This is a genomic window from Kitasatospora sp. NPDC093806, assembly GCF_040683335.1.
Classification (GTDB): Bacteria; Actinomycetota; Actinomycetes; order Streptomycetales; family Streptomycetaceae; genus Kitasatospora.
In genome coordinates this window covers 1-26,729 of the sequence record NZ_JBFBDO010000051.1, presented here as the reverse complement: position 1 = coordinate 26,729, position 26,729 = coordinate 1, and the positions used below count along the sequence as shown (strand labels likewise).

At 74.8% G+C, this 26,729-nt stretch carries 23 protein-coding genes; 14 read left to right on the top strand and 9 right to left on the bottom strand.

The features are described from left to right. Positions 1 to 69 precede the first annotated feature (69 nt). On the bottom strand, positions 70 to 3,738 hold the full coding sequence (locus AB0N76_RS23180) for an NACHT domain-containing protein (RefSeq protein ID WP_363559804.1): 3,669 nt from the start codon (positions 3,736 to 3,738) through the stop codon (positions 70 to 72). Between the two features lie 242 nt (positions 3,739 to 3,980). Between AB0N76_RS23180 and AB0N76_RS23175 the strand changes: the two genes are divergently transcribed. Together AB0N76_RS23175 and AB0N76_RS23170 are read left to right on the top strand one after the other, a co-directional pair. Then, positions 3,981 to 4,604 carry a hypothetical protein gene (locus AB0N76_RS23175; protein WP_363559802.1) on the top strand — a complete coding sequence of 208 codons (624 nt, stop codon included), beginning with the start codon at positions 3,981 to 3,983 and terminating at the stop codon, positions 4,602 to 4,604. A gap of 43 nt (positions 4,605 to 4,647) precedes the next feature. After that, a complete protein-coding gene (locus AB0N76_RS23170) occupies positions 4,648 to 5,931 on the top strand; it encodes a histidine kinase (RefSeq protein ID WP_363559800.1) in 1,284 nt (427 codons plus the stop codon). Between the two features lie 160 nt (positions 5,932 to 6,091). Here the strand turns inward: AB0N76_RS23170 and AB0N76_RS23165 are convergent, their stop codons facing one another. Continuing rightward, entirely contained in the window at positions 6,092 to 7,456 is a 1,365-nt protein-coding gene (locus AB0N76_RS23165; protein ID WP_363559798.1) for an FAD-dependent oxidoreductase, read from the bottom strand. Positions 7,457 to 7,745: 289 nt separating this feature from the next. On the opposite strand from AB0N76_RS23165, the gene AB0N76_RS23160 reads away from it, so the two are divergent. Then, the gene (locus AB0N76_RS23160; protein ID WP_363559796.1) at positions 7,746 to 8,831 is read left to right on the top strand and encodes a hypothetical protein; all 1,086 of its coding nucleotides are present in this window, start codon (positions 7,746 to 7,748) and stop codon (positions 8,829 to 8,831) included. A gap of 87 nt (positions 8,832 to 8,918) precedes the next feature. Here AB0N76_RS23160 and AB0N76_RS23155 read toward each other — a convergent pair whose 3' ends face one another. Continuing rightward, positions 8,919 to 9,509, bottom strand: a complete 591-nt coding sequence (locus tag AB0N76_RS23155) for a helix-turn-helix domain-containing protein (protein ID WP_363559794.1) — start codon at positions 9,507 to 9,509, stop codon at positions 8,919 to 8,921. Positions 9,510 to 9,657: 148 nt separating this feature from the next. Between AB0N76_RS23155 and AB0N76_RS23150 the strand changes: the two genes are divergently transcribed. From AB0N76_RS23150 to AB0N76_RS23110, 9 genes are all read left to right on the top strand, one after another. Next, a complete protein-coding gene (locus AB0N76_RS23150) occupies positions 9,658 to 10,635 on the top strand; it encodes an NADP-dependent oxidoreductase (protein WP_363559792.1) in 978 nt (325 codons plus the stop codon). A 578-nt stretch (positions 10,636 to 11,213) separates the two neighbouring features. After that, the gene (locus AB0N76_RS23145) at positions 11,214 to 12,320 is read left to right on the top strand and encodes a phytanoyl-CoA dioxygenase family protein (protein WP_363559790.1); all 1,107 of its coding nucleotides are present in this window, start codon (positions 11,214 to 11,216) and stop codon (positions 12,318 to 12,320) included. After that, on the top strand, positions 12,317 to 13,714 hold the full coding sequence (locus AB0N76_RS23140; protein ID WP_363559788.1) for a DUF6271 family protein: 1,398 nt from the start codon (positions 12,317 to 12,319) through the stop codon (positions 13,712 to 13,714). The genes AB0N76_RS23145 and AB0N76_RS23140 overlap by 4 nt, the downstream gene beginning before the upstream one ends. Beyond that, positions 13,707 to 14,900, top strand: coding sequence for a type III PLP-dependent enzyme (locus AB0N76_RS23135; protein WP_363559786.1), 1,194 nt, complete (start codon positions 13,707 to 13,709; stop codon positions 14,898 to 14,900). The genes AB0N76_RS23140 and AB0N76_RS23135 overlap by 8 nt, the downstream gene beginning before the upstream one ends. Next, on the top strand, positions 14,901 to 15,443 hold the full coding sequence (locus AB0N76_RS23130) for a GNAT family N-acetyltransferase (protein WP_363559784.1): 543 nt from the start codon (positions 14,901 to 14,903) through the stop codon (positions 15,441 to 15,443). 56 nt (positions 15,444 to 15,499) lie between these two features. Next, on the top strand, positions 15,500 to 16,711 hold the full coding sequence (locus AB0N76_RS23125) for an MFS transporter (RefSeq protein ID WP_363559870.1): 1,212 nt from the start codon (positions 15,500 to 15,502) through the stop codon (positions 16,709 to 16,711). A 110-nt stretch (positions 16,712 to 16,821) separates the two neighbouring features. Further along, entirely contained in the window at positions 16,822 to 17,175 is a 354-nt protein-coding gene (locus AB0N76_RS23120) for a DUF6204 family protein (RefSeq protein ID WP_363559782.1), read from the top strand. A 3-nt stretch (positions 17,176 to 17,178) separates the two neighbouring features. Further along, positions 17,179 to 17,391, top strand: coding sequence for a hypothetical protein (locus AB0N76_RS23115; protein ID WP_363559780.1), 213 nt, complete (start codon positions 17,179 to 17,181; stop codon positions 17,389 to 17,391). A gap of 29 nt (positions 17,392 to 17,420) precedes the next feature. Then, entirely contained in the window at positions 17,421 to 17,699 is a 279-nt protein-coding gene (locus AB0N76_RS23110; RefSeq protein WP_363559778.1) for a hypothetical protein, read from the top strand. Positions 17,700 to 17,709: 10 nt separating this feature from the next. Here the strand turns inward: AB0N76_RS23110 and AB0N76_RS23105 are convergent, their stop codons facing one another. Continuing rightward, the gene (locus AB0N76_RS23105) at positions 17,710 to 18,720 is read right to left on the bottom strand and encodes a YncE family protein (RefSeq protein ID WP_363559776.1); all 1,011 of its coding nucleotides are present in this window, start codon (positions 18,718 to 18,720) and stop codon (positions 17,710 to 17,712) included. Between the two features lie 197 nt (positions 18,721 to 18,917). Here AB0N76_RS23105 and AB0N76_RS23100 point away from each other — a divergent pair, with 197 nt between their 5' ends. Then, positions 18,918 to 19,931, top strand: coding sequence for a LysR family transcriptional regulator (locus tag AB0N76_RS23100; RefSeq protein WP_363559774.1), 1,014 nt, complete (start codon positions 18,918 to 18,920; stop codon positions 19,929 to 19,931). Between the two features lie 38 nt (positions 19,932 to 19,969). Here AB0N76_RS23100 and AB0N76_RS23095 read toward each other — a convergent pair whose 3' ends face one another. From AB0N76_RS23095 to def, 4 genes are all read right to left on the bottom strand, one after another. Further along, a complete protein-coding gene (locus AB0N76_RS23095; RefSeq protein WP_363559772.1) occupies positions 19,970 to 21,424 on the bottom strand; it encodes a transcription antitermination factor NusB in 1,455 nt (484 codons plus the stop codon). A gap of 101 nt (positions 21,425 to 21,525) precedes the next feature. Next, positions 21,526 to 21,900 carry a hypothetical protein gene (locus tag AB0N76_RS23090; protein WP_363559770.1) on the bottom strand — a complete coding sequence of 125 codons (375 nt, stop codon included), beginning with the start codon at positions 21,898 to 21,900 and terminating at the stop codon, positions 21,526 to 21,528. Positions 21,901 to 21,992: 92 nt separating this feature from the next. Beyond that, positions 21,993 to 22,943: a methionyl-tRNA formyltransferase gene (fmt, locus tag AB0N76_RS23085; RefSeq protein WP_363559768.1), complete on the bottom strand. Its 951-nt coding sequence runs from the start codon at positions 22,941 to 22,943 to the stop codon at positions 21,993 to 21,995. Positions 22,944 to 22,991: 48 nt separating this feature from the next. Then, the gene (gene def, locus AB0N76_RS23080) at positions 22,992 to 23,537 is read right to left on the bottom strand and encodes a peptide deformylase (RefSeq protein ID WP_363559766.1); all 546 of its coding nucleotides are present in this window, start codon (positions 23,535 to 23,537) and stop codon (positions 22,992 to 22,994) included. A 244-nt stretch (positions 23,538 to 23,781) separates the two neighbouring features. Between def and AB0N76_RS23075 the strand changes: the two genes are divergently transcribed. After that, positions 23,782 to 24,465, top strand: a complete 684-nt coding sequence (locus AB0N76_RS23075; protein ID WP_363559764.1) for a hypothetical protein — start codon at positions 23,782 to 23,784, stop codon at positions 24,463 to 24,465. Positions 24,466 to 24,545: 80 nt separating this feature from the next. On the opposite strand, the gene AB0N76_RS23070 is transcribed toward AB0N76_RS23075, so the two are convergent. Continuing rightward, on the bottom strand, positions 24,546 to 26,633 hold the full coding sequence (locus AB0N76_RS23070; protein ID WP_363559762.1) for a primosomal protein N': 2,088 nt from the start codon (positions 26,631 to 26,633) through the stop codon (positions 24,546 to 24,548). Between the last annotated feature and the right edge of the window lie 96 nt (positions 26,634 to 26,729).

Genomic DNA, 26,729 nt, shown 5'->3' with positions numbered 1-26,729 from the left:
GGTGTCACGGATCCATCGACCGGCCCGAAGCGCCGGGAATCGCGACGGCGTGCGGGCAGCCGGGTGGGGTCAGTGGCGGGGGTGGGTGAAGGAGCGGGGGGTGGGTGGGGGGCCGGTGGTGTCGCGGGCGCGGGCGCCCATGGCGTGCCAGAACTGGCGGAGGCCGGCGATGGGGGTGTGGCGTTGCCAGCGGGCGCGGCGGCGGACGCGGAGTTGGAGCCAGGCGCGCCACTGCCAGGTGCGCAGCAGGCTGTGCTGGTGCATGCAGAAGACCTCGCTGAGTTCGACCCGCAGGTCGGGGATCTTCAGCGGGTAGGGGCAGAGCTTGAAGTCGCAGGCGTCGGCGCACAGCGAGCCGGGTGGGGTGGAGACGGCGGGGGCGCCGGTGCGGGTCGGGTCGATGGTCGTCCGGTCGTGGGTGAGGCAGGGCGGTAGGGCGGCCGGGATGTCCCGGTCCCATTCCATCCGGCGGAACAACTCTCGCGGGCGGTCGGCGCGTTCGGTGAGGGAGATCAGCAGGATGACGTCGGCGAGCAGTTGTTGGGCGGCCGGGTCCAGGGTGCTCCAGCCGGCGGACGGCGCGATCCAGTAGGTGTCCTGGCGCAGTGCCCGGTGCGGGCCGGCCTCGGAGCCGACGTGGGCGGCGACGGTCGCCTCGTCGATCCAGAGGAAGCGTTCGGGGTGGCGGGTCTCCAGGGCCCGGACCGCGAGCCGTTCGGCGGCCAGGACGAAGGGGTGGTCCTGCTCGCCGTCCGGGAGTTGGAGCCAGCGGCGGACCTGGTCGGCCGGGGCAGCGCCGTGGCCGTGTTCCGGGCGTTCCTGGGTGGTGTCCTCCGGGAGGGCCCAGAGGGTGAGGGCGTGCAGCAGGGTCAGCCGGGTGAACCAGAAGCGGTTGGCCTTCAGCATCTCCCAGGCCTGTTCGGCGAGGAACTCCCTGGCCTCCTTGCGGATCTGGGAGTTGGCGCGGCGGTTGGCGGCGTGCTTGAAGCCGTGCGCCATCGCGACCTCCAGGACCCGGGTGCCGAACGGGTCCGGGCCCTCGGCGTGGCCGTTCGCGGGACGGTCGTGGCGGACGTGGCCGTGCACGTGGGCGTGCCCATGGCCGTGGGCGTGCCCGTTGCCGGGGGCCGCCGCGAACCAGGACAGCCAGGCGTCGAGGTCCTCGTACGGCGTGCCGGCGTGGTGCGCCATCGCGACGGAGTCGACGAGCAGGGGCAGCAGGCGGGCGCTCATCGTGTTCCGGTTCGCGCTCTTCTTCTCCTCCTTGGCCTCCGCCTCCTCCAGCAGCCGGCCCTGCCGGTCCAGCTTCTCCCGCAGGCGGTTGCCCTGCTTGCGGCGGTCGCGTTCGAGGTCCAGGCCGGCGGTGCCCGCGCGGCGCAGTTCGGCGGACAGGTCCGCGATCGAGCGGCCCGCGGTCGGCGGCTGTTCCGAGGCCGGGGCCGAGACCGGGCCCGAGGCCGGGCTCGAAGCCGGACCCGAGGTCGTGGCGGGATCCGACGGCTCCGGTTCGGCGATCACGGTGGGGACCGCCTCGCGCAGCGTGTCGCGCAGCGCCAGGTAGGCGGGGGCGCCGCCGCCGCCGATCTCCTGGGCGATCGCGATCCGCACCCGGTAGGCCGGCTCCTCGACCGCCAGGTCGAACAGCTCCCGGTAGGCGGGCATGCCACCGTTGAGCACCGCCCGGCGCGAGGCCGCGCCCAGCCGGCGGACCAGCGCGAGCTTGGCGGCCCGGAGCCGTTGCGGATCCCGTTCCTGGAGACTGCCCCAGTTGGCGACGAGCGGCGCGACGACGGCGCCGGGGTCCGGGCGGCTCTCGACGCTGTCGATGTCCAGCGCGGCACCGTACATGTCCAGCACCTTGGCGGCCCTGGCCCGGTCCCCCTTGTCCCGCGCGGGTGAACGGGCGACATCGGGCGGGGTCGTCGCCACCGCCCCCGGGTCCGGCTCGGGTGTGGGCAGGGCACGGCGGGCCTCACACACGAGCAGGTCCCGGAGCGCCTTGTTGGGGCAGCCGCCGCGCGGCGCGTTCCGCCGGGCGCAGGAGCACTTGCTGTCCTCCGTCAGCGAGTGCGCGCGGAAGACCAGCGCGATGAGGATCTCCCGGGAGGGGTCGTGCAGTGCCGACGGGAAGTAGGCCGACGGACGGGCCGGAGCCGCGCCCGGCTCCGGGAGGTCGCGCAGGACCACGCCGAGGTAGCGCGAGCCGAGGAAGGCCTGCAGCAGGCTGTGCTGGAAGCGGATGTGCACCCCGGCCTCTTCGACGATGCCCATCCGGGTGCCCCAGGTGGCGGCGAGCCGGAGGTCGATCGCGACGCCCTTGCGCTTGCGGCGCACCTCGTCGCGGATCTCCGGGTACCGCTCCAGCTCCGCGAGCTCCACCTGGGCGCTGTCGAGTTTCAGGCCGATGCAGGCCAGCGCCGACAGGTATTCGAGGGTCACCTTCCGTTCCTTGGTGTCGATCGGGAGCTCGGCGTGCAGACTGCCGTCGATCAGGGACGCGACCCAGGTGTCGAGCAGGTCGTACTTCAGTCCCCACATGGTGTGGTCGCCGCCGTCCCCGATGGAGTCCTCGTCGCTGACCCAGACCTTTCCCAACAGGCCTTTTCCGTAGAGGTCCTTGGCGATCTGGAGGTACAGCGGCGACTCGGCGACGTTGGCGATGTCGATGATGCGGTCGAGCCTGCGCCGGTCGGCGCGCCGGTCCCCGTCGGTCGAGATGTACTCCAGCGCGGCCTCCTCGCTGAGCGGCTCCAGTTCGGTGATCGCGGCCTCCATCGCGCGTAACGGGTCGTGCGGGCGGGAGGTGATGACCAGCGGGAGCCCGGTCTCCCCGGCGGCCCGGATCGCCTGCCGGATCACGTTGTCCCGGTTGTCGCGGGACCTGCGGTCGGAGAGCGCCTCCTCCAGGCCGTCGGCGAGCACGACGATCCGGTCCTCCTGGCGCAGCACCCGCCACACCTTCTCGGCCTCGGCCTCGGATCTGATCCTCGGGTCCAGGACGCGGCGGAAGCGCTTGTAGGCGAGGTCGGCGAAGTCCAGGTCCCGCTGGGCGTCGCGGAGCCGGACCGGGACGGGGAAGGCGCCCTTCCGGGCGAGCATCTCGGTGAGCCTGACCACCAGGGCGGTCTTGCCGGTGCCGATCGCGCCGACCACGACGTGCGGCCGCCGCGCGGTGCCGTCCTTCAGGTTGTCCATGAGGGCGATGCACAGCTGGTCGCGTCCGACCACCTCGCCCATGATGCTGCCGGCGGTCTCCACCAGGGCGCGCGGTGACCTCCGCGCCTCGCGCACGTAGTAGCGGCGGATCGACCGCAGACGCCAGATCAGGAACAGGACGGTGCTCAGCGCCAGGGTGAGCACCGGCACCACGCTGCTGTTGACCACACCGCAGGAGAAGGGCGTGTCATGGCAGCCGCTGTCCGGGTCGACCCGCCACGGCCAGGTCGGATAGATCCGTCCGTCGCTGAGCACCGCCACCACGGCCCGGACGATCCAGAAGACCAGGAACAGCGCCAGGGCCACGACGACCGAGACCGTCAGGATCCGCCTCGCCGGTGGCCGCCACCGTCGCGCCGGGGCGACACCCCGGCTCATCAGCCAGGCGACGCGGAACTCCCGGCCGAAGGAGAGGAGCGGCCAGTGGACGGTGGCCCACACCCTGCGTAACGGTCCGCCGGCGGGCGGGTCCGGGTTCCGCCAGGTGGGGCGGATGCGCATCAGCCTTCGTGTGCGGCTCATGAGTGACCTCCCCCGGCCGTCCGGCCCAGGAAGAGGGGCTGGTCAGGAGGGGATGACTCCTGTCTGTGCACTACCCGTTCAGTCTAGGCCCGGCCGCGGAGGCGCTGCCAGCCCCACGGTTCGTCCGGGCCCGCACCTGGTCACGCTCGGCGACCGTCCGGTTCCTGGGTGCGAGATGCGGACCCGGCGCGCAGAGTGGAATGGCACCCCCACCCCATCCCATCCGCTGCGAGGGCACCGCCATGAACGAACGGCCGAGCACCGAGGCTCCCGGGGTCGGCGTCACCGTCCACCTGTTGCGGGCGGACGGCGAACTCGGCGAGCCGCTGGCCCACGGGTTCCTGACCAGTTCGCGGACCGTCCTGGTCCCCGATCCGCCGCGGGCGGTGGCCGATCCGTGGGCGCGCTACTTCGCGCGGGTGCCGCACGTCGCGCCGGACGACGAGGCGGCCTCGTCGGCGGCGGCCGCGCCGAACGGCGGGACGCAGGTGCTGAGCGTGGGCGGCCTGACGCTGGCGGCGGTCGACGGGGGCGGGATCCGCACCGCGGCCGCCGTGCTCACGCTGGTGCGGCCCGCGCTGGCCGGGGCCGACGTGCCGACGCTGACCGTGGACCTCATCACCGACAGCCTGGTCCGCCACCGCGGCGACCAGTGGGCGGCCTTCGCCCACCTCGGCTTCCCGGTCGGGCGGCCGGACGGGCTCACGCCGCCGCGGCCGTGGTGGCTCGACGAGGCGGCGGCGGACGGCCACGTCCTCGGCAGCGTCGCGGGCTTCGCGGCGTACGTCTGCTGCCCCAGCCCCAACTGTCCGCCGCCGTGCACGAAGCTCCTCGCGGCCGCCCGGTCCCGCGACCCGCGCGGCTGAGGCGGGACCACCCGCGACGGCACCGCACCGGGAGGTGACCACCATGACCACGACCGAGGAACGAGGCCCCGCCACCGCACCCGCCACCGCACCCGCCGCCGACGAAGCGTCGTCCACCCGACGGCGCCAGGATGCCGCGCTGGCCCTCGCCGTCATCATCCCGGAGGTGTTCTACTTCGGCACCCCGCTGCTGCCCGGCGTCGACTGGGGCCAGCGGCTCGGCATCCTCGCGCTCGCGCTCCCCGAGGCGGTCGCGCTGGCCCTGCGGCGGCGGGCGCCGGTCGCGGTGTTCGCCGTGGTCTGGCTGATCTCCACCGGCGCCGACCTCCTGACGCTCCATCACATCCTCAACTTCACGCCGTACTTCGGCCTGCTGGTCGCGCTCTACACGGTCGCCGAGCGGCGCCGCCCGCCACCGGCGCTGACCGCCCTGCTGCTCTGCGCGGTGCCGGCCGGGCTCTCCTCCTACCTGGTGATCGACGGGACCCCGGCCGACTACCTGAGGCCCGTCCTCGGGGCCAACGTCTCCTTCTACCTGCCGGTCACCCTGGCGACCTGGGGGCTGGCCCGCTGGGGCCGGGCAGCACGCGCGGCGGCCGAACGGAACCGGCGCGAACTGGCCGAGGCGCGCGACCAGGTGGCCCGCGAACGACGCCAGCTCGCCCGCGAGTTGCACGACATCGTCGCCAACGCGGTGGCCGTGATCGTGCTGCGCGCCGAGACGGCCCGGGTGGCGTCGCGCACCGACGCCGCGCGGGTCGACGCGCTCGCCCACATCGAGCAGATCGGCCGCTCGACGACGAACGAACTCCGTTACATGCTGCGGCTGTTGCGCACGGCGGACGGCGGCACCCGGCCGGTGGTCCGGCACGGTCTGGCCGACCTGGCGGGGCTGCTGGCGGACGTCCGCCGGACGGGCGTGCGGATCCGGCTGGAGACCCGCGGCATCCCGCTGCGGATCGACGACAGCGTCGCGCAGACCGCCTACCGGCTGGTGCAGGAGGCCTGCACCAACATCACCAAGCACGCCGGACCGGGCACCCACGCGGTGGTCCGGATCACCTGGTCGACCACCCTGCACGTCGAGGTGGTGGACGACGGGGCCGGCCGGCCGCCGAGCGAGCACCGTGAACTCTCCACCGGCCACGGCCTGCTGGGCCTGAGCGAACGGGTCGCCCTATTCGGAGGCCGGCTCACCGCGGGCCCGTTCCGCTCCGGCTTCCGGGTCGCGGCGGTCCTCCCGGCGGCCCCGGCCGTCACCCTCACCCCGGGCGGCGCCGCGGCGACCACGGCCGCCACGCCCCCGACCGCCACCACCGTCTCCTGACCGGGCGACCGCGCGGCCCCGGCAGCGGCCCGACCCGGCCCGGCCGGGACCGCCCCCCTGGAGCCGACCGAGGACGACCAGCTCCGGCGCTGTCCACCGACAACCGGACTGCCGCCCGGACTGCCGAGGAGCCGGCGGCCGGCTCCTCGGCAGTCCGCCGTCAGACCCCGCTGCGGCGCAGCATCTCCTCCCGCTCCACCACCTTGACCCGCTCGCGCCCCTCGGCCGCGCCCAACGCGCGCTCGTGGGCGTCGAGTTCGTACCAGCCCTGCCAGCTGGTGTGCCGCACGCCGCGCTCCCGCAGGAAGGCCGGGACGGCGTCCGGGTCGGGGTCGACGGCGCCGGGGAGCCGGCCCTCGGCGTGGTCGGCGAGCAGGCAGGCGACCGTCTCGTTGGCGTCGCCCTTGGTGTGCCCGATGAGGCCGACCGGGCCGCGCTTGATCCAGCCGGTCACGTAGGTGGCGCTCTGGTGCGTGCCGTCGGCGACCAGCACCCGGCCGGCCTCGTTCGGGACGGTGCCGGAGACCGGGTCGAAGGGCAGCTTGGGCAGCTCGTCGGAGTAGTAGCCGATCGCCCGGTAGACGGCCTGGACGTCCCAGTCGGTGAACCGGCCGGTGCCCCGGACGTTGCCGGTGCCGTCGAGCTCGGTGCGCTCGGTGCGCAGCCCGCCGACCTTCCCGTCCTCGCCCAGCAGCTCCACCGGGGACTCGAAGAAGTGCAGGTAGAGGCGGTGCGGGCGGTCGCCGACGTCGCGGATCGCCCAGTTCTCGATGGTCGAGGCGACCATGTCGACGTGCTTGGCGGCGCGCCGCTCGGCGATCGAGCCGTCGTCGTAGTCGATGTCCTCGGGGGCGACGATCACCTCGATGTTCGGCGAGTGGTCGAGCTCGCGCAGCTCCATCGGGCTGAACTTGGCCTGGGCGGGGCCGCGCCGGGCGAAGACGTGCACCTCCAGGGCACGGTTGCGGCGCAGGCCCTCGTGGACGTTCGGCGGTATCTCGGTCGGCAGCAGCTCGTCGGCGGTCTTGGCGAGGATCCGGGCCACGTCCAGGGCGACGTTGCCGGCGCCGAGCACGGCGACCTTCTCGGCCTCCAGCGGCCAGGTGCGCGGCACGTCCGGGTGGCCGTCGTACCAGGAGACGAAGTCGGCCGCCCCGTAGGAGCCGTCGAGCCCGATGCCGGGGACGTCGAGGGCCCGGTCGGCCATCGCGCCGGTGCTGAAGACCACCGCGTCGTAGAAGCGGTGCAGGTCGTCGAGGGTGATGTCGCCGGGGTAGTCGACGTTGCCGAAGAGCCGGACCTGCGGCTTGTCGAGCACCCGGTGGAGCGCGGTGACGATGCCCTTGATCCGCGGGTGGTCGGGCGCGACGCCGTAGCGGATCAGGCCGAACGGGGCGGGCATCCGCTCGAACAGGTCGATGGAGACCCCGGGCTGCTGCGCGGCGTCGGACTTCAGCAGGGCGTCGGCGGCGTAGATGCCGGCGGGGCCGGCGCCGACGATCGCGACGCGGATCGGGCGGGTCATGACGGGGCGATCCTCCGAGCGGGGACGAACGACAGGGTTGGCACAAGGGGTGAGGGCGCCCCACCCCCCACCCAACCCGGTCGGCGCGCCGAGCTGTAGGCGGTGTGGATCTATGACGTCATAGAGCGGACCTATGGATTCTGGGGAACTTCCGGCCCCGACGCGTCCCGTTCCGGACGGTCCCACATGGTCCGGAAACCGCCCCCGCCGAACACCCCGGTGCCCTAGCGTGGCCCACGCACCACGACATGATGTCTAGACCATTGAGTGGGGAATCATGAATTCGCGCGTGTCGAAGGCCCGTTGGACCGGAGCTCTGCTCGCCGCCACGCTCCTGCTGACCGGCACCGGTGCCGGGGCGGCAACCGCCGAGGGTACCGGCAGCAGCACCGGTACCGCCATCGGCTGGCGGGCGCTCGGGCTGGCGGTGAGCCCGGAGGGGGCGAAGGCGTACGTGGTGGCGGCCGACCGCTCGGGCCGCCGGACACCCGTCGTGCTGCGGACGGTGGACACCCGCACCGGCGCGGTGGTCGCCGAGCTGCCCCTGGCCGAGGACGGCACCGCCGGGACGCCCGTGGTGAGCCGGGACGGCCGGCGGCTCCACCTGCTGGTGGCGGAGCAGCTGGTCACCGTGGACACGGCCGCCAACGCCGTCGTCTCCCGCACCCCGGCGCCGGAGCAGGAGCGCCCGGCCGGCTGGTCCGGCGGCCGGCTGACCGGTCTGGCGGTGAGCCCGGACGGTTCGCGGGTCCTGGTCGGCCAGGACGGGCCGGCGCTCGACGGCCAGGGGGTCCGGCCGGGCCGGGTGCTGGTGTTCGACACCCGGTCGGGTGCCTTCGTCGGATCGGTGGCGCTGCGCGGTCACACCGTCGACGCGCTCGCCCTCCAGGCGGGCGGCGCGGCCGGGTACGTCTCCACCGACCTCGGCGTGGAGCACCTGGACACCACGACCGCCGTCCCGACGGTCGTCCGCACCGTGGGACGGCTCGGCGCCACCAAGGAGCTGGCCGCCTCCCCGGACGGCCTGCGGGTGTTCGCGCTCGGCGCCCTGGCCGACACCGGCACCGGGTACGTGATCGACACCGGCAGCGACACCGCCCGGCCGGTCTTCACCTTCGCCAACGGGCCGCTCGACCTGCACTACGTGGCGGTGAACCCGGACGGCGGCCGGCTCCACGTCCTCAAGGACGGCTGGACGCCGCAGGCCTCGGTGCTCTCGTACGACGCCGTGACCGGCGCCGGCCTGCCGGGCGAGACGCTCACCGGGTTCGGCCTGGACGGCGTCTCGGCGACGGCGATCGCCCCGGGCGGGCACACCCTCTACGTGGCCGGGATCCGCGGGGAGGGCTCGTACCTGAAGGGGGTCGCGTTCTGATCCCTCGGTCTTCCCCCGTGCTCCCCTCCGGCCCGTCTGACGCGGCCGGAGGGGAGTTCCATTACCGACCCCGGCCCCGGGCCCAGGTCAGGGCGACTCCCCCGAGGACCGGGGCGCCAGGCCGTCCAGCACCAGACCGAACAGCCGGTCCCGGCGGTCGGCGAGGCTCGGCGCCTGGTCGGCGATCCAGGCGAGGCCGTTGGCGAGCGCGAACAAGTCGACGGCGTCCACGTCCGCCCGGACCAGACCGTCCCGCTGGGCGGCGGCGAGCAGCCGGCCGCAGGCCTGGCGGTTGACCAGGCAGGCCGCGTGCAGGGACGAGCCGGGCTCGTTCAGGGTGGCCAGCAGGGCGCCGGAGAGCCCGTGGTAGGCACCGGCGCCGAGGGTGAACTCGTGCAGCCAGGTGCCCAGCGCGCGCCCGGACGGCTCGGTGGCGGCCAACGCGTCGGCGCGCTCGGCCAGTTGCTCGAAGCGGCGGTGCAGCAGCGCCTCCAGCAGGGCGTCCCGGTTCGGGAAGTGGCGGTAGAGCGTGCCGAGGCCGACGCCGGCGCGGCGGGCGACGTCACGCAGCGAGGCCTGGGTGCCCTGCTCGGCGACCACCTCGGCGGCCACCTCCAGCAGGCGCTCCCGGTTGCGCTGGGCGTCGGCCCGGGCGGGGCGTCCGGCGGGGCGATCCACAGGGCTTCCGGCGGGGCCCCCGGCAAGGGACGAATCGGGCTCGACGGACATACTGATCCTCACCGTTGACAAGTGGAGCACTGCTCCGTTTTCCTTTCCGGAGCACCGCTCCGGATTCTACCGGGGCGGCACGAGGGAGAGGGAGACCATGGGACAGTCCACCGCGACCATGCACGCCGTCCGTCTGCACGCCTTCGGGGGGCCCGAGGTGCTGGTGCACGAGGAGGTGCCCCGCCCGGCGCCCGGACCCGGTGAGGTGCTGATCCGGGTCCACGCGGCCGGCTTCAACCCGTTGGACCTGCACGTCCGCGACGGCTTCAGCGCCATCCCGGCCGAGCTGCGGCCCGTCTGGACGCCGCCGCTGACCCCGGGGACCGACGTCTCCGGGGTGGTCGCCGAGGTCGGCGAGGGGGTGACCGCCTGGCGGCCCGGGGACGAGGTCTTCGGCCTGATCCGCTTCCCCGGGAAGGGCGCCGGCTACGCCGAGTACACAGTCGCACCGGCCGAGCACCTGGCCGCGAAGCCGGCCGCCCTGAGCCACGACGAGGCGGCCGCCGTGCCGCTGGCCGCCCTTACCGCCCACCAGTTCCTGCGCCGGCTCGGCCCGCGGCGGGGCGGCACCGTCCTGGTGAACGGCGCGGCGGGCGGGGTGGGCCACTTCACCGTCCAGCTCGCCCGGTCGGCCGGGGCGGACCGGGTGCTCGCCGTCGCCTCCGGGCGGCACGAGGAGTTCCTGCGCGGTCTGGGTGTGGACCGCTTCATCGACTACACCCGGACGCCGGTCGCCGAGGCCGTCCACGCCGAGGCGGACGTGCTGATCGACGCGGTCGGCGGGCCGGAGGCGCACCGGCTGCTCCCGGTGGTCCGGCCCGGCGGCCGGATCGTGCCGGTCTACTTCGGCGACTACCGGCGCGAGGAGGCCGCCCGGCTCGGCGTCACCGTCGAGGAGGGCTGGCAGGTGCGGTCGAGCGGGGCCGACCTCGCCGAGCTGGCCGTCCTCCTCGACGAGGGGCGGCTGCAGGTCCACCTCGACAGCATCCACCCGCTCGCCGAGGCGGCGGCCGCGCACCGGCGGGCCGAGCAGGGGCACGTCCGCGGCAAGATCGTCCTGACCGTCCGGCCGTAGGCGGCACCCGGGCCGGTGCCCGGACCCGTACCCAGGCCGGCGCCGCGCCCGGAGGCAGCACCCCGGCCGGAGCGGGCGGCAACCCCCACCCCGCGCGCCAGGGTTGACCCCCTCCCGAACCGAAGCACCCGTCAGATTCGTTACACCCCGTCACCGTTGCCCGTTCGGACAGCCACCTGCCCGAACGGGCAACACGCGTCGCCCGTTCGCCCGACCGTCGCTCCGCCCGGCCCGCGCCAGCCGGGGCCCGGAGGTTCCGGCGCAGGTCATGCCCGGTCGGCCGGTTGCCCACGGGCCGCCACCCGTGGTTCCCAGGAGGAGGGTTGACACCGAAGTTGGTCTAGTCCACCGTAGGGACAGAAGTGCTTGACGAGGCCGGAACAGGTGACCGGCACTCCCTGTCGGACGAGCAGGAACCCCTCCCGCCCTGCTTCCCCACTCCCCCCGCCGGGGCCGCCCGCCGGCCCTGCCCCCGCCATGCCCGGAGGTCGTCCCGACCACCCCGGGCACGGGCGCGGGTGCCGCCCCGCGGCCACCGACCGAACCGGACGTACCGACCCGAACCCTGGAGTCACGTGATGCCGAAGCCCGACGGATACCTGTACCGAGCCGCTTCGGACCGCCCCTACTTCAGCAACGACGGCGAGTCCTACCTGGCCGCCACCCCGCTGAAGGACATCGACAAGCGGCGGCCGCTGCGCGTGCTCTCCGAGGAGCAGTTCGCCTTCTGGCAGACCTACGGCTACGTCGTCGTGCCGCAGGCCATCCCCGCCGAGGCGGCCCGCGCGCTGCTCGACTTCGCCTGGGACTTCCAAGGGCTCGACCCCGAGCGCCCCGACACCTGGTACCAGGAGCGCGAGTTCCGCGACGAGCTGGACCGGCACCTGCACATCTACGGCTTCGTCGAGGCGTACCAGCACCAGCTGCTCTGGGACAGCCGGCAGGCCCGGCGGGTCTACGACGCCTTCGTCGACGTCTGGGACTGCGAGGAGCTCTGGGTCACCCTCGACCGGCTCAACCTCAACCCGCCGAACATCCGCAACCGCGACCGCGCGCTGATCGAACCCACCGACAAGGGCTTCGACATCGAGCTGCACTGGGACGTCGACACCACCCTCGGCATGCTCCCGCAGCGCGTCCAGGGCATCATCGCGCTCAACGACACCGAGCCGGACCACGGCGGCTTCCAGTGCGACCCGGAGCTGTTCCGCCGCTTCAACACCTGGCAGGCCGCCCAGCCGGCCGACCGCGACCCGATCCGCCCGGCCGTCGACCACGCCGAGTTCCCGGTCGTGCGGCCCGAGTTGAAGGCCGGCGACCTGCTGATCTGGAACGGCATGCTGGCCCACGGGGTCGCCCGCAACACCTCCGCCGCCGGCGTGCGCGCCGTCCAGTACCTGTCGATGATGCCCGCCCTGGAGGAGCACGAGGAGCTGCGCGCATCCCGCGTCCACTCCTGGCGCCACCTCTCCACCCCGACCTGGAACCGCACCCTGGTCGGCGACCACCGCGAGCACGAGTCGCTGCGCTACGGGACGGCCGAACTGACCGACCTCGGGGCCAAGTTGCTCGGCCTGGAGTCCTGGCACGCCGACACCCCGGACGCCGTCGACCACGCCGCCGAACCCACCGAGAACATCCAGGACACCCAGGACACCCAGGACGCCGAGGACGCCGAGGCATGAGCACCGCCCCGCGCAGCATCTGCCTGGCCCTGCCCACCAACCGGGCCTGCACACCGGCCATCGACGCCGTCGGCGAGGAAGCCGCCTGGGCCGCCCGCGAGTTCGGCGTGCAGGTGCACCTGCTGATCCTCGACTCGGCGGACGCCGCCACCCGCGCCGAACACGCGAAGGCGGTCGACGCCCTGCCCGCCACCCCCGGCGTGCTCGTCCACCACCTCGACGAGGAGCAGCAGCGCGCCTTCCTGCGCGCGGCCATCGCCCGGGCCGGTACGGGTCTGCCCGCCGCCGACCCCGCCGTCCTGCTCGACCTCATGCTGCCGGACGCCGTCTCCTACGGCGCCTGCACCAACCGGGCGTTCCTGCTGGCCGCCGCGCTCGGCTGCGCCTCCGTCCACCGCCGCGACTCCGACAGCGCCTACCAGCGGCTGGACGGCGAGCCGGTGTTCCCGATCCACCACGAGCTGCGCTCGATCGGCCGGCGGGCCGCCGACGCCGCACCCGGCGTCACCCACCACACCCTGGACCCGGTGCACGCGGAGAAGCCGGTCGCCCTGGTCGGCAGCTCCTTCGTCGGCGAGCTCTCCGTCGACCTCGGCGAGATCCGCGCGCTGGACCCGGCAGCCTACGAGGAGGTCGTCGGCCTGTGGGCGCCCACCGACCACACCGCCGAGCAGCGCCGCGAGCTGGTCGCCGACTCCTTCGTCGGCAACGGCACCGACCCGTTCACCCATGACCGCGCGGTGCTCGACCTGCCCGACATCTGGCGGATCGACATGTGCAACATCGCCCTCGACCGCGAGGTGTACGAGCGGGTGCCGCTGCCGCCGGCCACCGCCACCATCGGCAGCGACTACTTCCTGCACCACCTGGTGCTGAACGCCACGCTGCCCGGGGTCACCCACAACCGCAACATCGTCAACTTCTACACGCCGGACCGGCGGACCGACGCCGGGTTCACCGCGTACCAGCTGCGGTTCACCAAGTTCCTCCTGTCGATGCTCTACCTGCACCCGGTGTACGACGCGCTGGAGGCGGCGGGCGGGGCGCTGCTGGACGAGCACCACCACGTCCGGCCCGGCCCGGTCGCCGGGTTCGCCCGCCGCGCGGCCGGCACGGACCGGGCGGAGAACCACCGCCGGCTGGCCGTCGTCGACCGGGTCTACCGCGAACTCGGCGGTCGCTACGCCGAGTTCGCCGACCACCTGGTGCCACTGCGGGAGCGGCTGCTGGACGAGGCGCAGGCCGACATCGAGTCCTTCGCGCTGCTCGTCGACGCCTGGACGCCACTGGTCGCCGCCGCCCGCACCACCCCGCTCCCCGACCCGCCTCTCAGACCGGGCATGTCCGAAGCACCCGAAGCGCCCACCGCCGTCCGGAGCCGCCGCGATGCCTGACCACGGACGCCTGCGCGCCGCCCTGGCCGCCGCCGAGGACGACCGGATCATCTACGACCTCGACGGCATCGAGGCCCAGTACGACGCCCTGCTGCGCGAACTCCCGGACGTCGCCGTCCGGTTCGCCATGAAAGCCTGCCCGGTGGACGAGGTGCTCGACTGCCTGGCCGCCCGGGGCTCCGGCTTCGACGCGGCCGGACCGCAGGAGATCGTCCAGGCGCTGCGCACCGGAGTCCCGGCCGACCGGATCCACTACGGCAACACCATCAAGTCCGACCGGCAGATCGCCGAGGCGTACCGGCTCGGCGTCCGCGACTTCGCCACCGACAGCCTGGCCGACGTCGCCGCGATCGCCGAACACGCGCCCGGCGCACGGGTGTTCTGCCGCCTCGCGACCAGCGGCGAGGGAGCGCTCTGGGGCCTGAGCCGCAAGTTCGGCTGCTCGTCCGAGGACGCGATCCGAGTGCTGGAGGCCGCGCGCGCCGCCGGCCTGGTCCCGGCCGGCCTCTCGGTGCACGTCGGTTCGCAGCAGCTCACCTCCGAGGCCTGGCAGCACGCGGTGGAGACGCTGGTCTCCGTGGTCGAGGAGGCCAACCGGCGCGGCATCCTGCTCGACCACGTCAACCTCGGCGGCGGCCTGCCCGCCCTGGGCGTCCTGGATCGGCGCGGCCGGCCGCTGCACCCGCCGCTCGACAAGATGTTCACGGTGATCCGCGAGGGCATCCAGCGACTGCGCGAAGTGTCCGTCGTCCCGCTGGAGTTCCTGCTCGAACCGGGCCGCCATCTGGTCGCCGACCATGGCGCCATCCGCGCCCACGTCACTCGACTGACCGACCGTCAGCAGCTCGACGGCGAGCGGGCGTACTGGCTCTACCTGAGCTGCGGGAAGTTCAACGGCCTGTACGAGATGGACGAACTGCGGTACCGGCTGGAGTTCCCGAGCCACCCCGGCGCGGCCACCGTCCCCGCCGTGATCGCCGGCCCGACCTGCGACAGCGACGACGCCTACGCCGACGAGGGCGCCGGGGTGCCGGTCCCCTTGGACGCCGCCTCCGGCGACCCGGTCTGGATCCTCTCCTGCGGCGCCTACGCCACCGCCTACACCACCCGGGGCTTCAACGGCTTCCCGCCGCTCCCCCACAACTGTATCCGCACCACCGAGGGCAAGCCGAAAGAGAGCGTTTAGATGCCCGCGCACCACACCCCCCTGGACGAGGACCTGCTCGTCCGCCCCCTCACCGACGCCGACTGGGCCGAGGTGGTCCCGCTGGAGGCCCGCGCCTACGCCGCGAGCGGGCTCTCCGAGGGCGACGAGGCCCTGCGCTCCCGGCACCGGGCCGCCCCCGACTACTGCTTCGTGCTGGAGCACAAGGGCGAGTTCGGCGGCTACCTGCTCGCCCTGCCGTACCCGCTCGGCCGCTGCCCCGACCTCAGCCACGCCGAACCCGGGACCGCCGCCGCGACCGCCACCCCCGCCTCCGCCTCCGCCAACCTGCACGCCCACGACCTGGTCATCGTCGAACGGCTGCGCGGCCAGGGCCTGGCCCCCCGCCTGCTCACCTTCCTCGCCGACACCGCCCGGGCCCGCGGCCACGCCACCATCTCCCTGGTCGCCGTCCGCGGCAGCGACGTTCTCTGGAGCCCGCTCGGCTACCACCCCCACCCCGAGGTCGAGCTCCCGGCGAGCTACGGCGACCGCGCCGTCTACATGTCGATGCCCCTCAGCTAGCCCCCGCCCCGTCCCCTTCCCCCCACCTCCCCCACCAACGAATCGGGCTGATGCACATGCTCCGCGTGCGCGATGACTTCCTCCGGGCCCAGCTGGCCATCGCAGCGCTGTTCTGCCTCCTCGGCTTCCAGTACGCGACCTGGGTCTCCCGCCTCCCCGCGCTGAAGACCCGGCTCGATCTGAGCGAGGCCCAAATCGGCCTGCTGCTGATGGTCTGCGGCATCGGCGCCGCCGCCTCCTTCCCGCTCGTCGCCACCCTCATGAAGCGGTACGGCTCGCGCACCCTGGCCACCGTCTCCGCGATCGCCTTGGGCCTCGTCCTGGCCGGCCTCACCCTGGCGCCGAACTTCCCGGTCCTGCTCGTGGTGGCCTGCCTCGACGGCGTGGCGGTCGGCTTCCTCAACGTCGCGATGAACGCCCAAGGCGCCGCCCTGGAGGTCGCCTTCCAGCGCACCGCGATGTCCAGGCTGCACGCCACCTTCAGCGCCGGCTCGCTGCTCGCCGCCCTGCTCGCCTCCGGCGTCAACGCCGTGACCACCACGCTCTCCGTGCACTTCGCGCTCGCCGCCGGCGTCCTCGCGCTGCTCCTCGTCCTCGCCCAGACCGGCATGCTCGCCGACCAGCCGCAGCCCGCCGAGTCCACCCCGGAGCCCGACGCCGCCGCCGGGAAGCGCCGCGGCATCCCGCTCCCCTCCAAGATCACCATCTGGATGGGCCTGGCGATGGTCTTCGGCACCATCACCGAGGGCGCGATGAACGACTGGTCGGCGCTCTACCTCAAGGACGTCGTCCACGCCTCGCCCCAGCTGGCGCCGCTGGGCATCGCCGCCGTCTCGGTCATGATGGTGCTCGCCCGGCTCTTCGCCGACGGCTGGCGCACCCGCTTCGGCGACGGCCGGATCGTCCGCGTCGGCAGCGCGGTGGCCGGGCTCGGCCTGGCGCTCGCCCTGCTGACGGGCGGCGTGGTGCCGACCCTGCTCGGCTTCGCCTGCGTCGGCCTGGGCGTCGCCGCCGTCACCCCGTGCGTCTACGTGGCCGCCGCCCGCCAGGGCTCCGACGCGCTCGCCCTGGTCGCCGCCACCGGCACCACCGGCCTACTCGCCGGACCGGCCGTGATCGGCTTCATCGCCAACGCGAGCAGCCTGGTCTGGGGCATGGGCGTGGTCGCGGCCTCCGCCGTCCTGGTCGCCGTGTGCGCCACCCGGATCCAGTGGCCCGCCCTCGACCGCACCCCCACCCCGGCGAGCCCCGCCCCCGCCGAGGCCTAGGACCTCCAACGCCCGGCCCCTGAACGTCCGGCCCCCGCCCCCGTCGGGGGCCGGACCACCTCCCCGAAAACCCGTCGCCCCCGCCGAACCCGGCTGGTTACGCTCGCCGGATGAGCACCCGCACCTTCCGGATCACCGTCCGCGGCGTCTTCGACGCCCTCACGCCCGAGCAGCGCGCCGAACTCCAGTCCCGGGCCGCCGACCACAACGTCCTCTTCGCCGCGTTCACCCCCGAGGGCCACCTCAGCTACGACCTCGACGCCCGCGCCGTCTTCACCTTCCGCTACCAGGACTCCGGCGAGGCCGAGGAGGACATCCTCGACGCCACCGAACGCGCCGAGACCTCCGCCCGCGCCTGGCTCGACGCCCGCGGCTACGGCTACAAGAACCTCCGCTCCCAGTCCGAAGACCTCTCCCAGGCCCCCCTCGGCAAGCGCCAACGCCGCGAAGCCCGCAACGGCTGACCGATGCACCGACCGCAGCCGCACCCGCCGGGCCGGACGGCGGACCCGCCGCCACCGCTCGCCACCGAGCTGCTCGGGCACCCGCCGGGCACCCGGCTGCTGCTGCTCAACTGCGACGACTTCGGGCTGAACGAGGACGTCAACCACGCCGTCGTCGCGGCGATCTCGGCGCGGAGTACGGGCTGGCCGTCCGGGTCTGGCTGGCGCCGGCCGTAGCGCGGCTCCGCGCCCGGGGGTTGCCGGTGGTGGACCACGGCTTCCTGGACAGCTTCGCCGTCCCGCTCGACGACAAGCCCGCCCACTACGCCCGACTGCTCGCCGCGCTGCCGCCGGGCCTCACCGAGTGGGCCGTCCATCCGAGCCTCGGCACGCCCGCCTCCCGGGCGGGGGACGGCGGGTGGCGGGTGCGCCGCTCGGACCACGCGTTCCTGGTGTCGCCGCGCGCCCGGGAGTTGCTGGACGAGCACGGGGTCGTGGTGACCGACTACCGTCCGCTCCGGGAGCGTTGGCGCGCGGCCGGCTGAGGCGGAGGGCTCAGCCGTCGAGGGCGCCGAGCGCGGGGACGTAGGCCAGGCCGTGCGGGCCGGTGCCGGGGGCGAAGGCGACCTCGCGGAGGACCCGGTAGTCCGCCAGGTCCACCACGGTCAGGGTGTCCGAGGAGATGTTCGAGACGTACCCGAGTGCCCCGTCCGGCGAGGACCGGACGGTCAGCGGGAACTGCCCGACCGGCACCTCGCCCAGCTCGGTCAGTGCACCGTCCGTCGCCCCGGGGACGGGGCCGAAGATCCGCAACCGCCCGGCCGCCGGCCCCGGCCCCGCCGCACCGCCGTGGACCTCCCCGACCAGCACCAGCCCGCCCGCCGTCACGTGCACCGGCACGGCGGGCGCGGCCAGCGGGACGGTGCGCACCACCCGGTCGGTGCGGACGTCCACCACCGCCAGGGCGGGCGGCGCGGCCGGCGCGCCGGTCGGCGCCGCCCGCGGGGTGGCGACCACCGCGTACCGCCCGTCCCCGGTGACGGCGATGCCCTCGCTGCCGGGCACCGGCACCGTCCCGAGCATGCCGCCCCGCCCGGCGGCGGCCTCGGAACCCAGGGCCAGCACGGTCAGATGCCCGGCCTCCTTGTTGGTGGTGTAGCCCTTGCCCCCGTCCGGCGTGAGCTCGAACCAGTGCGGCCCCGGCGCGCCCACGGCGATCCGGTCGACCACCTTCCGGGTCCGCAGGTCCAGCACCACCACCGCGCCGTCCCCGGCCGGGCCCGCCTCCACGCTCACGTAGAGCAGCCCGCGCGCCGCGTCGAGCGCCAGCCCGTGCGGGGCGTGCTCCGGCGCGAGGTCAATGGTCTCTACCACCCGGCGGTGATCCGGATCGACCACCACCACCTCCGTGCCCCGGCCGCCGTGCTGCCCGTAGAAACCGGAGCGGTAGGTGACGGTCCCGTAGAGCAGCCGCCGACCTGCGTCGAAGACCAGCTCGTGCGGTTCCGGCGGCAGCGGCAGCTCGCCGAGCAGGCGTGCGCCGTCGGCCGAGAGAAAGGTCAGCATACGGCCTCCTTGGCAGGCCACCGCCAACATGTCATTGTCGATCGTCACGTCAAATCCTTTGGTCCGAAGGGCCGTTGACACGATCGACGGTAGATTCCGGGCCGCCATGCGCACCAGTGAAACCCCGGTCAGCACACATTCCACCCCTGGTCATCCACCACCCCCACCCGACCTACCGATCCCCCGCGGAGAAGCCCATGCCGGACCTCGACCTCAATCTGCTCGTCGCCCTGGACGCCCTGCTGGAGGAGAGCAGCGTGACCGCGGCGGCCGAGCGGCTGCACACCTCACCCCCGGCGATGAGCCGCACCCTGGGCCGGCTGCGCCGCGTGCTCGGTGATCCGCTGCTGGTCCGGGCCGGTCGCGGACTGGTCCCGACACCGCGCGCGGTGGAACTGCGGGCCGAGGTGCGCGCGCTGGTCAGCCGGGGGCAGGCGTTACTGGTGCCGCAGGCCGCCGCCGAACCGTCCGAGCTGAACCGCCGCTTCACCCTGCAGACCGGGGACGTCCTGCTGACCGCGATCGGCGCGGACCTGGTGGAGGCCGTCCGCGCGCAGGCCCCGGCCGTGACGCTGCGCTTCCTCGGCGAGCACCTGGAGGGCTCCAGCGCGATGCGCGACGGCGTGATCGACCTGGAGGTCGGGGTGACCGACCACCTGGACCCGGAGACCCGGACCGAACCGCTGGCCGGCACCGGCCTGGTCGGCATCGCCCGCGCCGGGCACCCGCTGACCGTCGGCGCGCCACCGACGGTGCAGGAGTTCGCCGCCGCCGACCACCTCGCGGTCTCCCGGCACGGCCGCGGCCCGGGGCCGGTCGATCAGCGGCTGGCCGAACTCGGGCTCGCCCGCCGGGTGGTGGCCACCGTGCCGAGCTTCACCACGGCGCTCTTCCTGCTCCGGGACACCGACCTGGTCGCGCTGGCCCCGGCCCGGCTGCGCAGCCCGGCGGCCGCGGCGTTCGGGCTGCGCACCTTCCCGCTGCCGGTGGAGCTGCCCGAGGTGGTGCTGAGCATGGCCTGGCACCCCCGCAACGACCAGGACGCGGGCCACCGCTGGCTGCGCGAGCTGGTCCGCGGCGTGGTCACCGCGCACACCGGCCCGGACGCGCGGCTGGACGGCATCCCGTCCGTCGCCACCCTCTTCCCGCTCCCACCGACGGCTGCCACAACGGCGACGGCGCCCAACCCCCCGGCCCTGACCGGACGTTGAGCGCCGTCACCGACGGAGACCACGGACCGCCGCAGGACCTACGCGGTCCGCCGCAGCAGCGCCAGGTACATCGCGTCCGTCCCGTGCAGGTGCGGCCAGAGCTGGACGTCCGGCCCGTCGCCGAGCGCCGGAACGCCCGGCAGCAGCGGCCGCGCGTCGATCCACTCGACCCGGCCGCCCTCGGCCCGCAGCACGTCGTCGACGACCGCCCGGGTCTCGGCGAGGTGCGGCGAGCAGGTCGCGTACCCGACCACCCCGCCGACCCGGGTGGCCTCGATCGCCGAGCGCAGCAGGTCGCGCTGGAGCGGCCCGAAGGCGGCGACGTCCTGCGGGCGGCGGCGCCAGCGGGCCTCGGGGCGGCGGCGCAGCGCGCCCAGCCCGGAGCACGGCACGTCGACGAGCACCCGGTCGAAGCCGCCGGACTTCCAGGCCGGCCGGGTGCCGTCGGCGGCGATCACGGTGTACGGGCCGGGGTTGCCGGCCAGGGCCCGGGCGACCAGCCGGGCCCGGTGCGGCTGCTTCTCGCTGGCGACCAGGGCGGCGCCGCGCTCGGCGGCGAGGGCGGCGAGCAGCGCGGCCTTGCCGCCGGGGCCGGCGCAGCCGTCCAGCCAGAGCCGGTCCGGGCCGTCCAGCGGCGCGGCGGCGAGGGCGAGGGCGACGAGCTGGCTGCCCTCGTCCTGGACGCCGGCCCGGTTCTCCTGGACCGCGGCGAGCGCGCCCGGGTCGCCGCCCTCGGCGAGCCGCAGTGCGAACGGGGACCAGCGGCCCGGCTCGGCCTCGGGCAGCGCGTCGGCCAGCTCGCCGACGGTGGCCCGGCCGGGGCGGGCGATCAGGGTGACCTCGGGGCGCTCGTTGTCGGCGCGCAGCAGCTCCTCCATCGCCGTGCGCCCGGAGGCGTCCGGCTGCCAGCGGCCGAGCGAGTCCCAGAGCGCGGCGACCACCCAGCGCGGGTGGGAGTGGACGACGGCGAGGTGGTCCTCGGCGTCCTTCTCGTACGGCGGGGCGACCTGCCCGATCCAGGTGTCGAGGTCGTGGGCGCTGATCCGGCGCAGCACGGCGTTGACGAACTTGGCCTTGCCGTCGCCGAGCACCACCCGGGCCAGCTCGACGGTGGCCGAGACGGCGGCGTGGGTGGGGATGCGGGTGGTCAGCAGCTGGTGGGCGCCGAGCGAGAGGACGTCGAGGACTGGCGGGTCGACCTTGCCGAGCGGGCGGTCGATGCAGGCGGCGATGATCGCGTCGTAGGTGCCCTGGAGCCGGAGCGTGCCGTAGACCAGTTCGGTGGCGAGCGCGGCGTCGCGCCGGTCCATGCCCTTCTGCTCGGCCTCGCGGAGCAGCGAGGGCAGGATCAGGTTGGCGTAGGCGTCGCGCTCGTCGACGGCCCGCAGGGCGCGGAAGGCGACGATCCGGGCCGGGTCCTTCTTCGGTCGGCGGTGCGGACGCGGGGCGCGCTTGGCGCCGGGGCCGGCGGGGGTGTTGCTGGGCGTGCTCATAACGATGTGCCTCAAAGTGCTGCGGTGGTTATCAACGGTCCACGATATCCCGGGCGGGACGTACCGCCCGAAGCGTCCTCCACCGGTCCGGCCGGGACGGGTCAGCCCGTCGCGCAGAGGGCGAGTGCCATCGCTCCGTCCACGCCGACCGCGGCGGCCTCCCAGGTGTTGCTCCGGTCGGTCGACGGGGCGTTCAGCGTCACCAGCACCGCCGGCGCGGCACCGTTGGTGGGATCGACCGCGATCCTCCCAAGGTCGAAGCCTCCGGCGATCAGGAAGGTGTCCGCCGGGCAGGTGGCGGTGGAGACCGTGCCCGAGGCGGCCGGGGCACCGCGCACCACCGTGGTGGTCGCGGCGGCGGCCGGCGGAGCGGTCGCCAGACCGTAGGTCGCGGCGACCAGCAGCGCGCCGGCCAGGGCGGTCCAGGTGCGCGGGCTCGTCCAAGTACGCGGGCTCGTCCAGGTGAGTCGGGCCATCGGGATCAGCCTTCCTGGTGAGGAATCCCCCACTCGGACCAAGGTAGGTCGACCCTCGACGGACCGCTCGGCGAGGGCCGACCTGCCTCGGGTCAGCCCTCGGCCGGCTGCTCGCCGAACCGCTCGCCGGACTCGATCCGGGCGCCGCGCGCCCAGTCCGCCGCCCGCATCGCCTTCTTGCCCTGCGGCCGCACCTCGCCGAGTTCGACGTCGTGGCTGCCGGTGCCGACCCGGACGCTGTTCTTGCCGACGGCGAGCTCACCGGGGGCCAGCTCCGCGGAGTACGCGAGCAGCGTGACCGGGCCGGTGACCTTGAGCCGCTCGCCGCGGAACTCGGTCCAGGCGCCGGGCGCGGGCGCGCAGCCGCGCACCACCCGGTCGACCCGCAGCGCGGGCGCGGTCCAGTCGATCCGGGCGTCCTCGACGGTGATCTTCGGGGCGAGCGTGACGCCCTCGGCCGGCTGCGGGACGGCCCGCAGGGCGCCGTCCTCGATGCCGTCCATGGTGGCCAGCAGCAGCCGCGCGCCGGCGACGGACAGCCGGTGGAGCAGCTCGCCGCTGGTGTCGGCGGGGCGGACCTCCTCGGTCAGGACGCCGTAGACCGGGCCGGAGTCGAGGCCCTGCTCGATCAGGAAGGTGGACGCGCCGGTGACCTCGTCGCCGGCCAGCACCGCGTGCTGGACGGGCGCGGCGCCGCGCCAGGCGGGGAGCAGCGAGAAGTGCAGGTTGACCCAGCCGTGCGCGGGGATCTCCAGGGTCCCGGGGCGCAGCAGGGCGCCGTAGGCGACGACCGGGCAGCAGTCGGGGGCGAGTTCGGTGAGGCGGGCGACGAAGTCGGGGTCGCTCGGCTTCGCCGGCTTGAGGACCTCGATCCCGGCCTCCTCGGCGCGCTGGGCGACCGGGCTGGCGACGAGCTTGCGCCCGCGGCCGGAGGGGGCGTCGGGGCGGGTGACCACCGCGACGACCTCGTGCCGGTCGGAGGCGAGCAGGGCGTCCAGGGCGGGAACGGCGACCTCGGGGGTGCCGGCGAACACGAGGCGCATCAAGTGCCTTTCTGCAGTGGGGAGTTCCGGTTGAACAACAAGGGGTCGTCAGCGCGCGGCGCCGAAGGTGCTGTGCGGGGAGACCTTGACCACCGGCGCGGGGCCGGTGCCCCAGTCCGTCTCGCGGATCGCCTTCAGCGCGGACTTCCGCTGCGCGGTGTCGAGGCGGTCGATGAAGATGATGCCGTCGAGGTGGTCGGTCTCGTGCTGGATGCAGCGGGCGAGGAGTTGGGTGCCCTCGATGGTGACCGGGTCGCCGTACATGTTGAAGCCCTTGGCGACGACGCCGTACGCGCGCCGGGTGTCGTAGCGCAGGCCGGGCAGCGAGAGGCAGCCCTCCGGGCCCTCCTGCTCCTCCTCGCTGAGCGACAGGTCCGGGTTGATCAGGTGGCCCGTGACACCGTCCACGTGGTAGGTGAACACCCGCAGCGAGATCCCGAGTTGGGGTGCGGCCAGGCCGGCGCCGGGGGCGTCGAGCATGGTGTCGGTGAGGTCCTTGACGAGGGTGCGCAGTTCCTTGTCGAAGGTGGTGACGGGCTGGGCGGTGGCGCGCAGGACGGGGTCTCCGAAGATGCGGATCGGCTGGATCGCCACGGGTGCGGGCTCCTGTCCGTCGGGGTGCGGGCTACTGGTCTGGAGGCGGGCCGCACGGCGTGCGCGCGGCCGTCGGCAAGTCTATGCAATCCGCCCGCCGCGGGTTCTGGCATATCCCGTCTCGTCTTGCCTGCGTGACCCCGGCGGGCGGTCCGGCGTTGGTCAAGTGGGATTGACCGTGGCCGGAGCTCGCGGGAAGGGCGCTCCGGCCGAGCCGAACCGTACGGAAGGTGGCACGTAGGCCATGGCCGAGCAGATCAACCACGACGCCCGGGCGCGGGCGAGCCTGCACCTGCTGGTGCGGGACATCGAGCGGGTGAGGCGGCAGGTCGACGCGCTGCGGACGCTCACCGCCCAGTTGGGCAACGTCTACCGGCCGCGCCGGCCGAGCACCTCGGCGGGTTTCGTGGTGTACGGGCGGGCCCCGGCGCCGACGGTGCGGCTGGCGCAGGAGCTGCGGGAGAGCGTGGAGACGCTGGTGGCGGCGGCGGTGGAGTTCGACCGCGCGCTGGGCTTCTCCTGGGACTCGGTGGGCTCGGCCCTCGGGGTCACCAAGCAGGCGGTGCACCGCCGGTACGGGATGCGCCGGCCGACCAGCGAGCTGCTGGCGGCGGGCGGCGCCGTCCCGAACCCGACCCGCCCGGACCGCTCCGAGGAGCTGCCCGGCCACCCCCCGGCGCACGCTCCGGCCCACAATCCGGACCGCGTGCCCGCCCACCCGGGGGCGCACACCCCGACCCACACTCCGGCGCACGCGCCGGACCGCGTGCCCTCGCCCACCGGCCTGGCCACCACCGTCCCCGCCGCCCGCCAGGGCGGTCTGGACCGCACCAGCCTGGAGCGCAACGGCCTGGACCGGGCCGCGCTCGACCGGGCCGCGCTCGACCGCGCCCCGGCGGACCGCCCCGGCGTCCCGCTGCGCGGCTGACCAGCCCGGCAGCCGAACAGGCAGGCGGCCGAACAAGCAAGCAGCCCCCGGGTGGGGAACGGGCTACCCCCGGCCGTTCCTCACCCGATGTCCGTCGGATCGATCCGCACCTTGACCGTCTCCGGCGTCCGCAACGCGATCCGCGCGATCTGCGCCGCCTTCAGCGCCGTCGCCAGCGCCGCGCCCTGCCCGGGCGCGACCCGCAGCAGCGCGCGCTCCTGCTCCTCCCCGCGCAGCGCCGCCACCGGCACCGGCCCGAGCACGTCCGCGCCCTCCGGCAGCCGGATCAGCCCGAGCAGATCGGCCACCGCCGCCGGACTGCCGGTCACCGAGGCCATCCGGGCGACCGGCGGGAAGTGCAGCTGGGCCCGCTCGTCCAGCTCCAGCCCGGCGTGCCCGAACGGGTCCCAGCGCACCAGCGCCTGCACCGGCCGCGCGGTCGGCTCGGCGACCACGACCACCGTCCCGCCCTCGGTCGACGGCCGGACCAGCGCGGCGGCGGCCAGCCAGAGCCGCAGCGCCTCCTCCCCGGCCCGCAGGTCGGGGCGGCCGAGCAGCGCCCAGCCGTCCAGCAGCAGCGCGGCCGCGTACCCGCCGCCGCCCTCGACCACCGGCTCGGCGCCGGGCGTGGAGATCACCAGCGCGGGCTCGTCCGGGACGGTGGCCAGCACGGCGTCCCGCCCGGAGGTGCGCACCGGGACGCGCGGGAAGGCCTTGCCCAGCTCCTCCGCCGTCCGCCGGGCGCCGATCACCTGGGCGCGCAGCCGGAACGAACCGCACTCCGGGCAGTGCCAGTCGGTCTCGGCCTCCCCGCACCACCCGCAGTGCAGCGGCGCGTCGGCGCCGGCCGCCTCCAGCGGACCCTCGCAGCGCCGGCAGCGGGCGGGCGTGCGGCAGCGGGCGCAGGCCAGCCGGGGCACGTAGCCGCGCCGGGGCACCTGGATCAGCACCGGCCCGCCGGCCGCCAGGCCCTCGCGGGCCGCCTCCCAGCCGACCGAGGGCAGCCGGGCGGCCTGCGCGGCGGCGTCCCGGTGCTGGTCCTGGTCGGTGACGGTGCGCACCCGCGGCGCCACCTGCCGGACGGTCTCCCGGTCGGCGGCCAGCGACCGGGCCCACCCGGTGCGCACCAGCTGCGCGCCCTCGACGGTGACGGCGTGCCCGCCGAGCAGCACGGCGGCGCCTTCCTCGGCGGCGCGCAGCAGCGCGACCTCCCGGACGTGCGGGTGCGGGGCGCGCGGGTCGCTGTGGCTGGAGTCGCCGTCCGACCAGACCACCACCAGGCCGAGGTCGTGGACGGGGGCGAACATCGCGGCCCGGGTGCCGACGGCGGCGTGCACCGAGCCCCGGCTCACGGTGAGCCAGCGCCGGTAGCGCTCGCGCGGGCCGAGGTCGGCAGCCAAGGTGGCGTGGCTGCCCTCGCCGAGCAGTTCGGTGAGCGCCCGGTCGACCCGGGCGACCGAGCGGCCGTCCGGCAGGACGACCAGCGCGCCGCGCCCGCCCGCCAGGGTGGCGGCGACGGCGCGGGCGATCTCGTACGGCCAGCCGGGGCCGGGCAGCGCCGTCCAGACCGCCCGGGGCGAGCCGCCGCCGGCCAGCGCGGCGAGGAACTCCGGACCGGCGGGGTAGCGGGACCAGCCGCCGGGCGCGGGCGGGGCCGGCCGGGGCCGGGGCGGCGGCGAGGGCTCCGCCTCGGCCTTGGCGTGCCGGGGCGGCACCGCGAGCTGCAACACATCGGCCAGCGTCCCCGCGTACCGGTCGGCGACGGTGCGGCAGAGCCGCAGCAGCGGCGGGCTGAGCACCGGCTCGGGCGAGAGGACCTGGGCGAGCGGGGCGAGCGGCCCGGGGAAGTCGCTCTTCGGCAGCCGGGCGACGATGAACCCGTCGTGCAGTTCGCCGCCCTCGCGCTGCCCCTTCACCACCCGCGCCCCGAAGCGCACCCGGACCCGGACGCCGGGCTGGGCCTCCTCGGCCATCGCGGCCGGCACCTCGTAGTCGAAGAGCTTGTCGATGGTGAGCACGCCCTTGTCGACGACCACCCGGGCGACCGGATTCTCCGCCGCCCGCTTGGCGCCGTGCCAGGTGCGCGGTTTGGCCCGGCGGACCGTCTCCCGGATGAACGCCAGCTGCTCCGGCGCCCCGCCCTCGTCACTCCCCTGCGTGTTGCTCATCGCCCCAAGTAGTACCAGGTCCCACCGACAAAGCAGCAGGTGGCGGCCGCCCCGCCAACGGCGGCCCCCCCCGCCGGTCAGGCATGTGAGGGGGTG

What these genes read in the sequence shown, in the direction of transcription:
- AB0N76_RS23095 (WP_363559772.1), bottom strand. Translation starts at nt 21,424, where the DNA reads ATGAGCACGCCCAGCAACACCCCCGCCGGCCCCGGCGCCAAGCGCGCC.
- AB0N76_RS23120 (WP_363559782.1), top strand. Translation starts at nt 16,822, where the DNA reads ATGAGCACCCGCACCTTCCGGATCACCGTCCGCGGCGTCTTCGACGCC.
- AB0N76_RS23075 (WP_363559764.1), top strand. Translation starts at nt 23,782, where the DNA reads ATGGCCGAGCAGATCAACCACGACGCCCGGGCGCGGGCGAGCCTGCAC.
- AB0N76_RS23145 (WP_363559790.1), top strand. Translation starts at nt 11,214, where the DNA reads ATGCCGAAGCCCGACGGATACCTGTACCGAGCCGCTTCGGACCGCCCC.
- AB0N76_RS23100 (WP_363559774.1), top strand. Translation starts at nt 18,918, where the DNA reads ATGCCGGACCTCGACCTCAATCTGCTCGTCGCCCTGGACGCCCTGCTG.
- AB0N76_RS23180 (WP_363559804.1), bottom strand. Translation starts at nt 3,738, where the DNA reads ATGAGCCGCACACGAAGGCTGATGCGCATCCGCCCCACCTGGCGGAAC.
- AB0N76_RS23130 (WP_363559784.1), top strand. Translation starts at nt 14,901, where the DNA reads ATGCCCGCGCACCACACCCCCCTGGACGAGGACCTGCTCGTCCGCCCC.
- AB0N76_RS23125 (WP_363559870.1), top strand. Translation starts at nt 15,500, where the DNA reads ATGCTCCGCGTGCGCGATGACTTCCTCCGGGCCCAGCTGGCCATCGCA.
- AB0N76_RS23165 (WP_363559798.1), bottom strand. Translation starts at nt 7,456, where the DNA reads ATGACCCGCCCGATCCGCGTCGCGATCGTCGGCGCCGGCCCCGCCGGC.
- AB0N76_RS23135 (WP_363559786.1), top strand. Translation starts at nt 13,707, where the DNA reads ATGCCTGACCACGGACGCCTGCGCGCCGCCCTGGCCGCCGCCGAGGAC.
- fmt (WP_363559768.1), bottom strand. Translation starts at nt 22,943, where the DNA reads ATGCGCCTCGTGTTCGCCGGCACCCCCGAGGTCGCCGTTCCCGCCCTG.
- AB0N76_RS23140 (WP_363559788.1), top strand. Translation starts at nt 12,317, where the DNA reads ATGAGCACCGCCCCGCGCAGCATCTGCCTGGCCCTGCCCACCAACCGG.
- AB0N76_RS23170 (WP_363559800.1), top strand. Translation starts at nt 4,648, where the DNA reads ATGACCACGACCGAGGAACGAGGCCCCGCCACCGCACCCGCCACCGCA.
- AB0N76_RS23105 (WP_363559776.1), bottom strand. Translation starts at nt 18,720, where the DNA reads ATGCTGACCTTTCTCTCGGCCGACGGCGCACGCCTGCTCGGCGAGCTG.
- AB0N76_RS23175 (WP_363559802.1), top strand. Translation starts at nt 3,981, where the DNA reads ATGAACGAACGGCCGAGCACCGAGGCTCCCGGGGTCGGCGTCACCGTC.
- AB0N76_RS23150 (WP_363559792.1), top strand. Translation starts at nt 9,658, where the DNA reads ATGGGACAGTCCACCGCGACCATGCACGCCGTCCGTCTGCACGCCTTC.
- AB0N76_RS23090 (WP_363559770.1), bottom strand. Translation starts at nt 21,900, where the DNA reads ATGGCCCGACTCACCTGGACGAGCCCGCGTACTTGGACGAGCCCGCGC.
- AB0N76_RS23070 (WP_363559762.1), bottom strand. Translation starts at nt 26,633, where the DNA reads ATGAGCAACACGCAGGGGAGTGACGAGGGCGGGGCGCCGGAGCAGCTG.
- AB0N76_RS23115 (WP_363559780.1), top strand. Translation starts at nt 17,179, where the DNA reads ATGCACCGACCGCAGCCGCACCCGCCGGGCCGGACGGCGGACCCGCCG.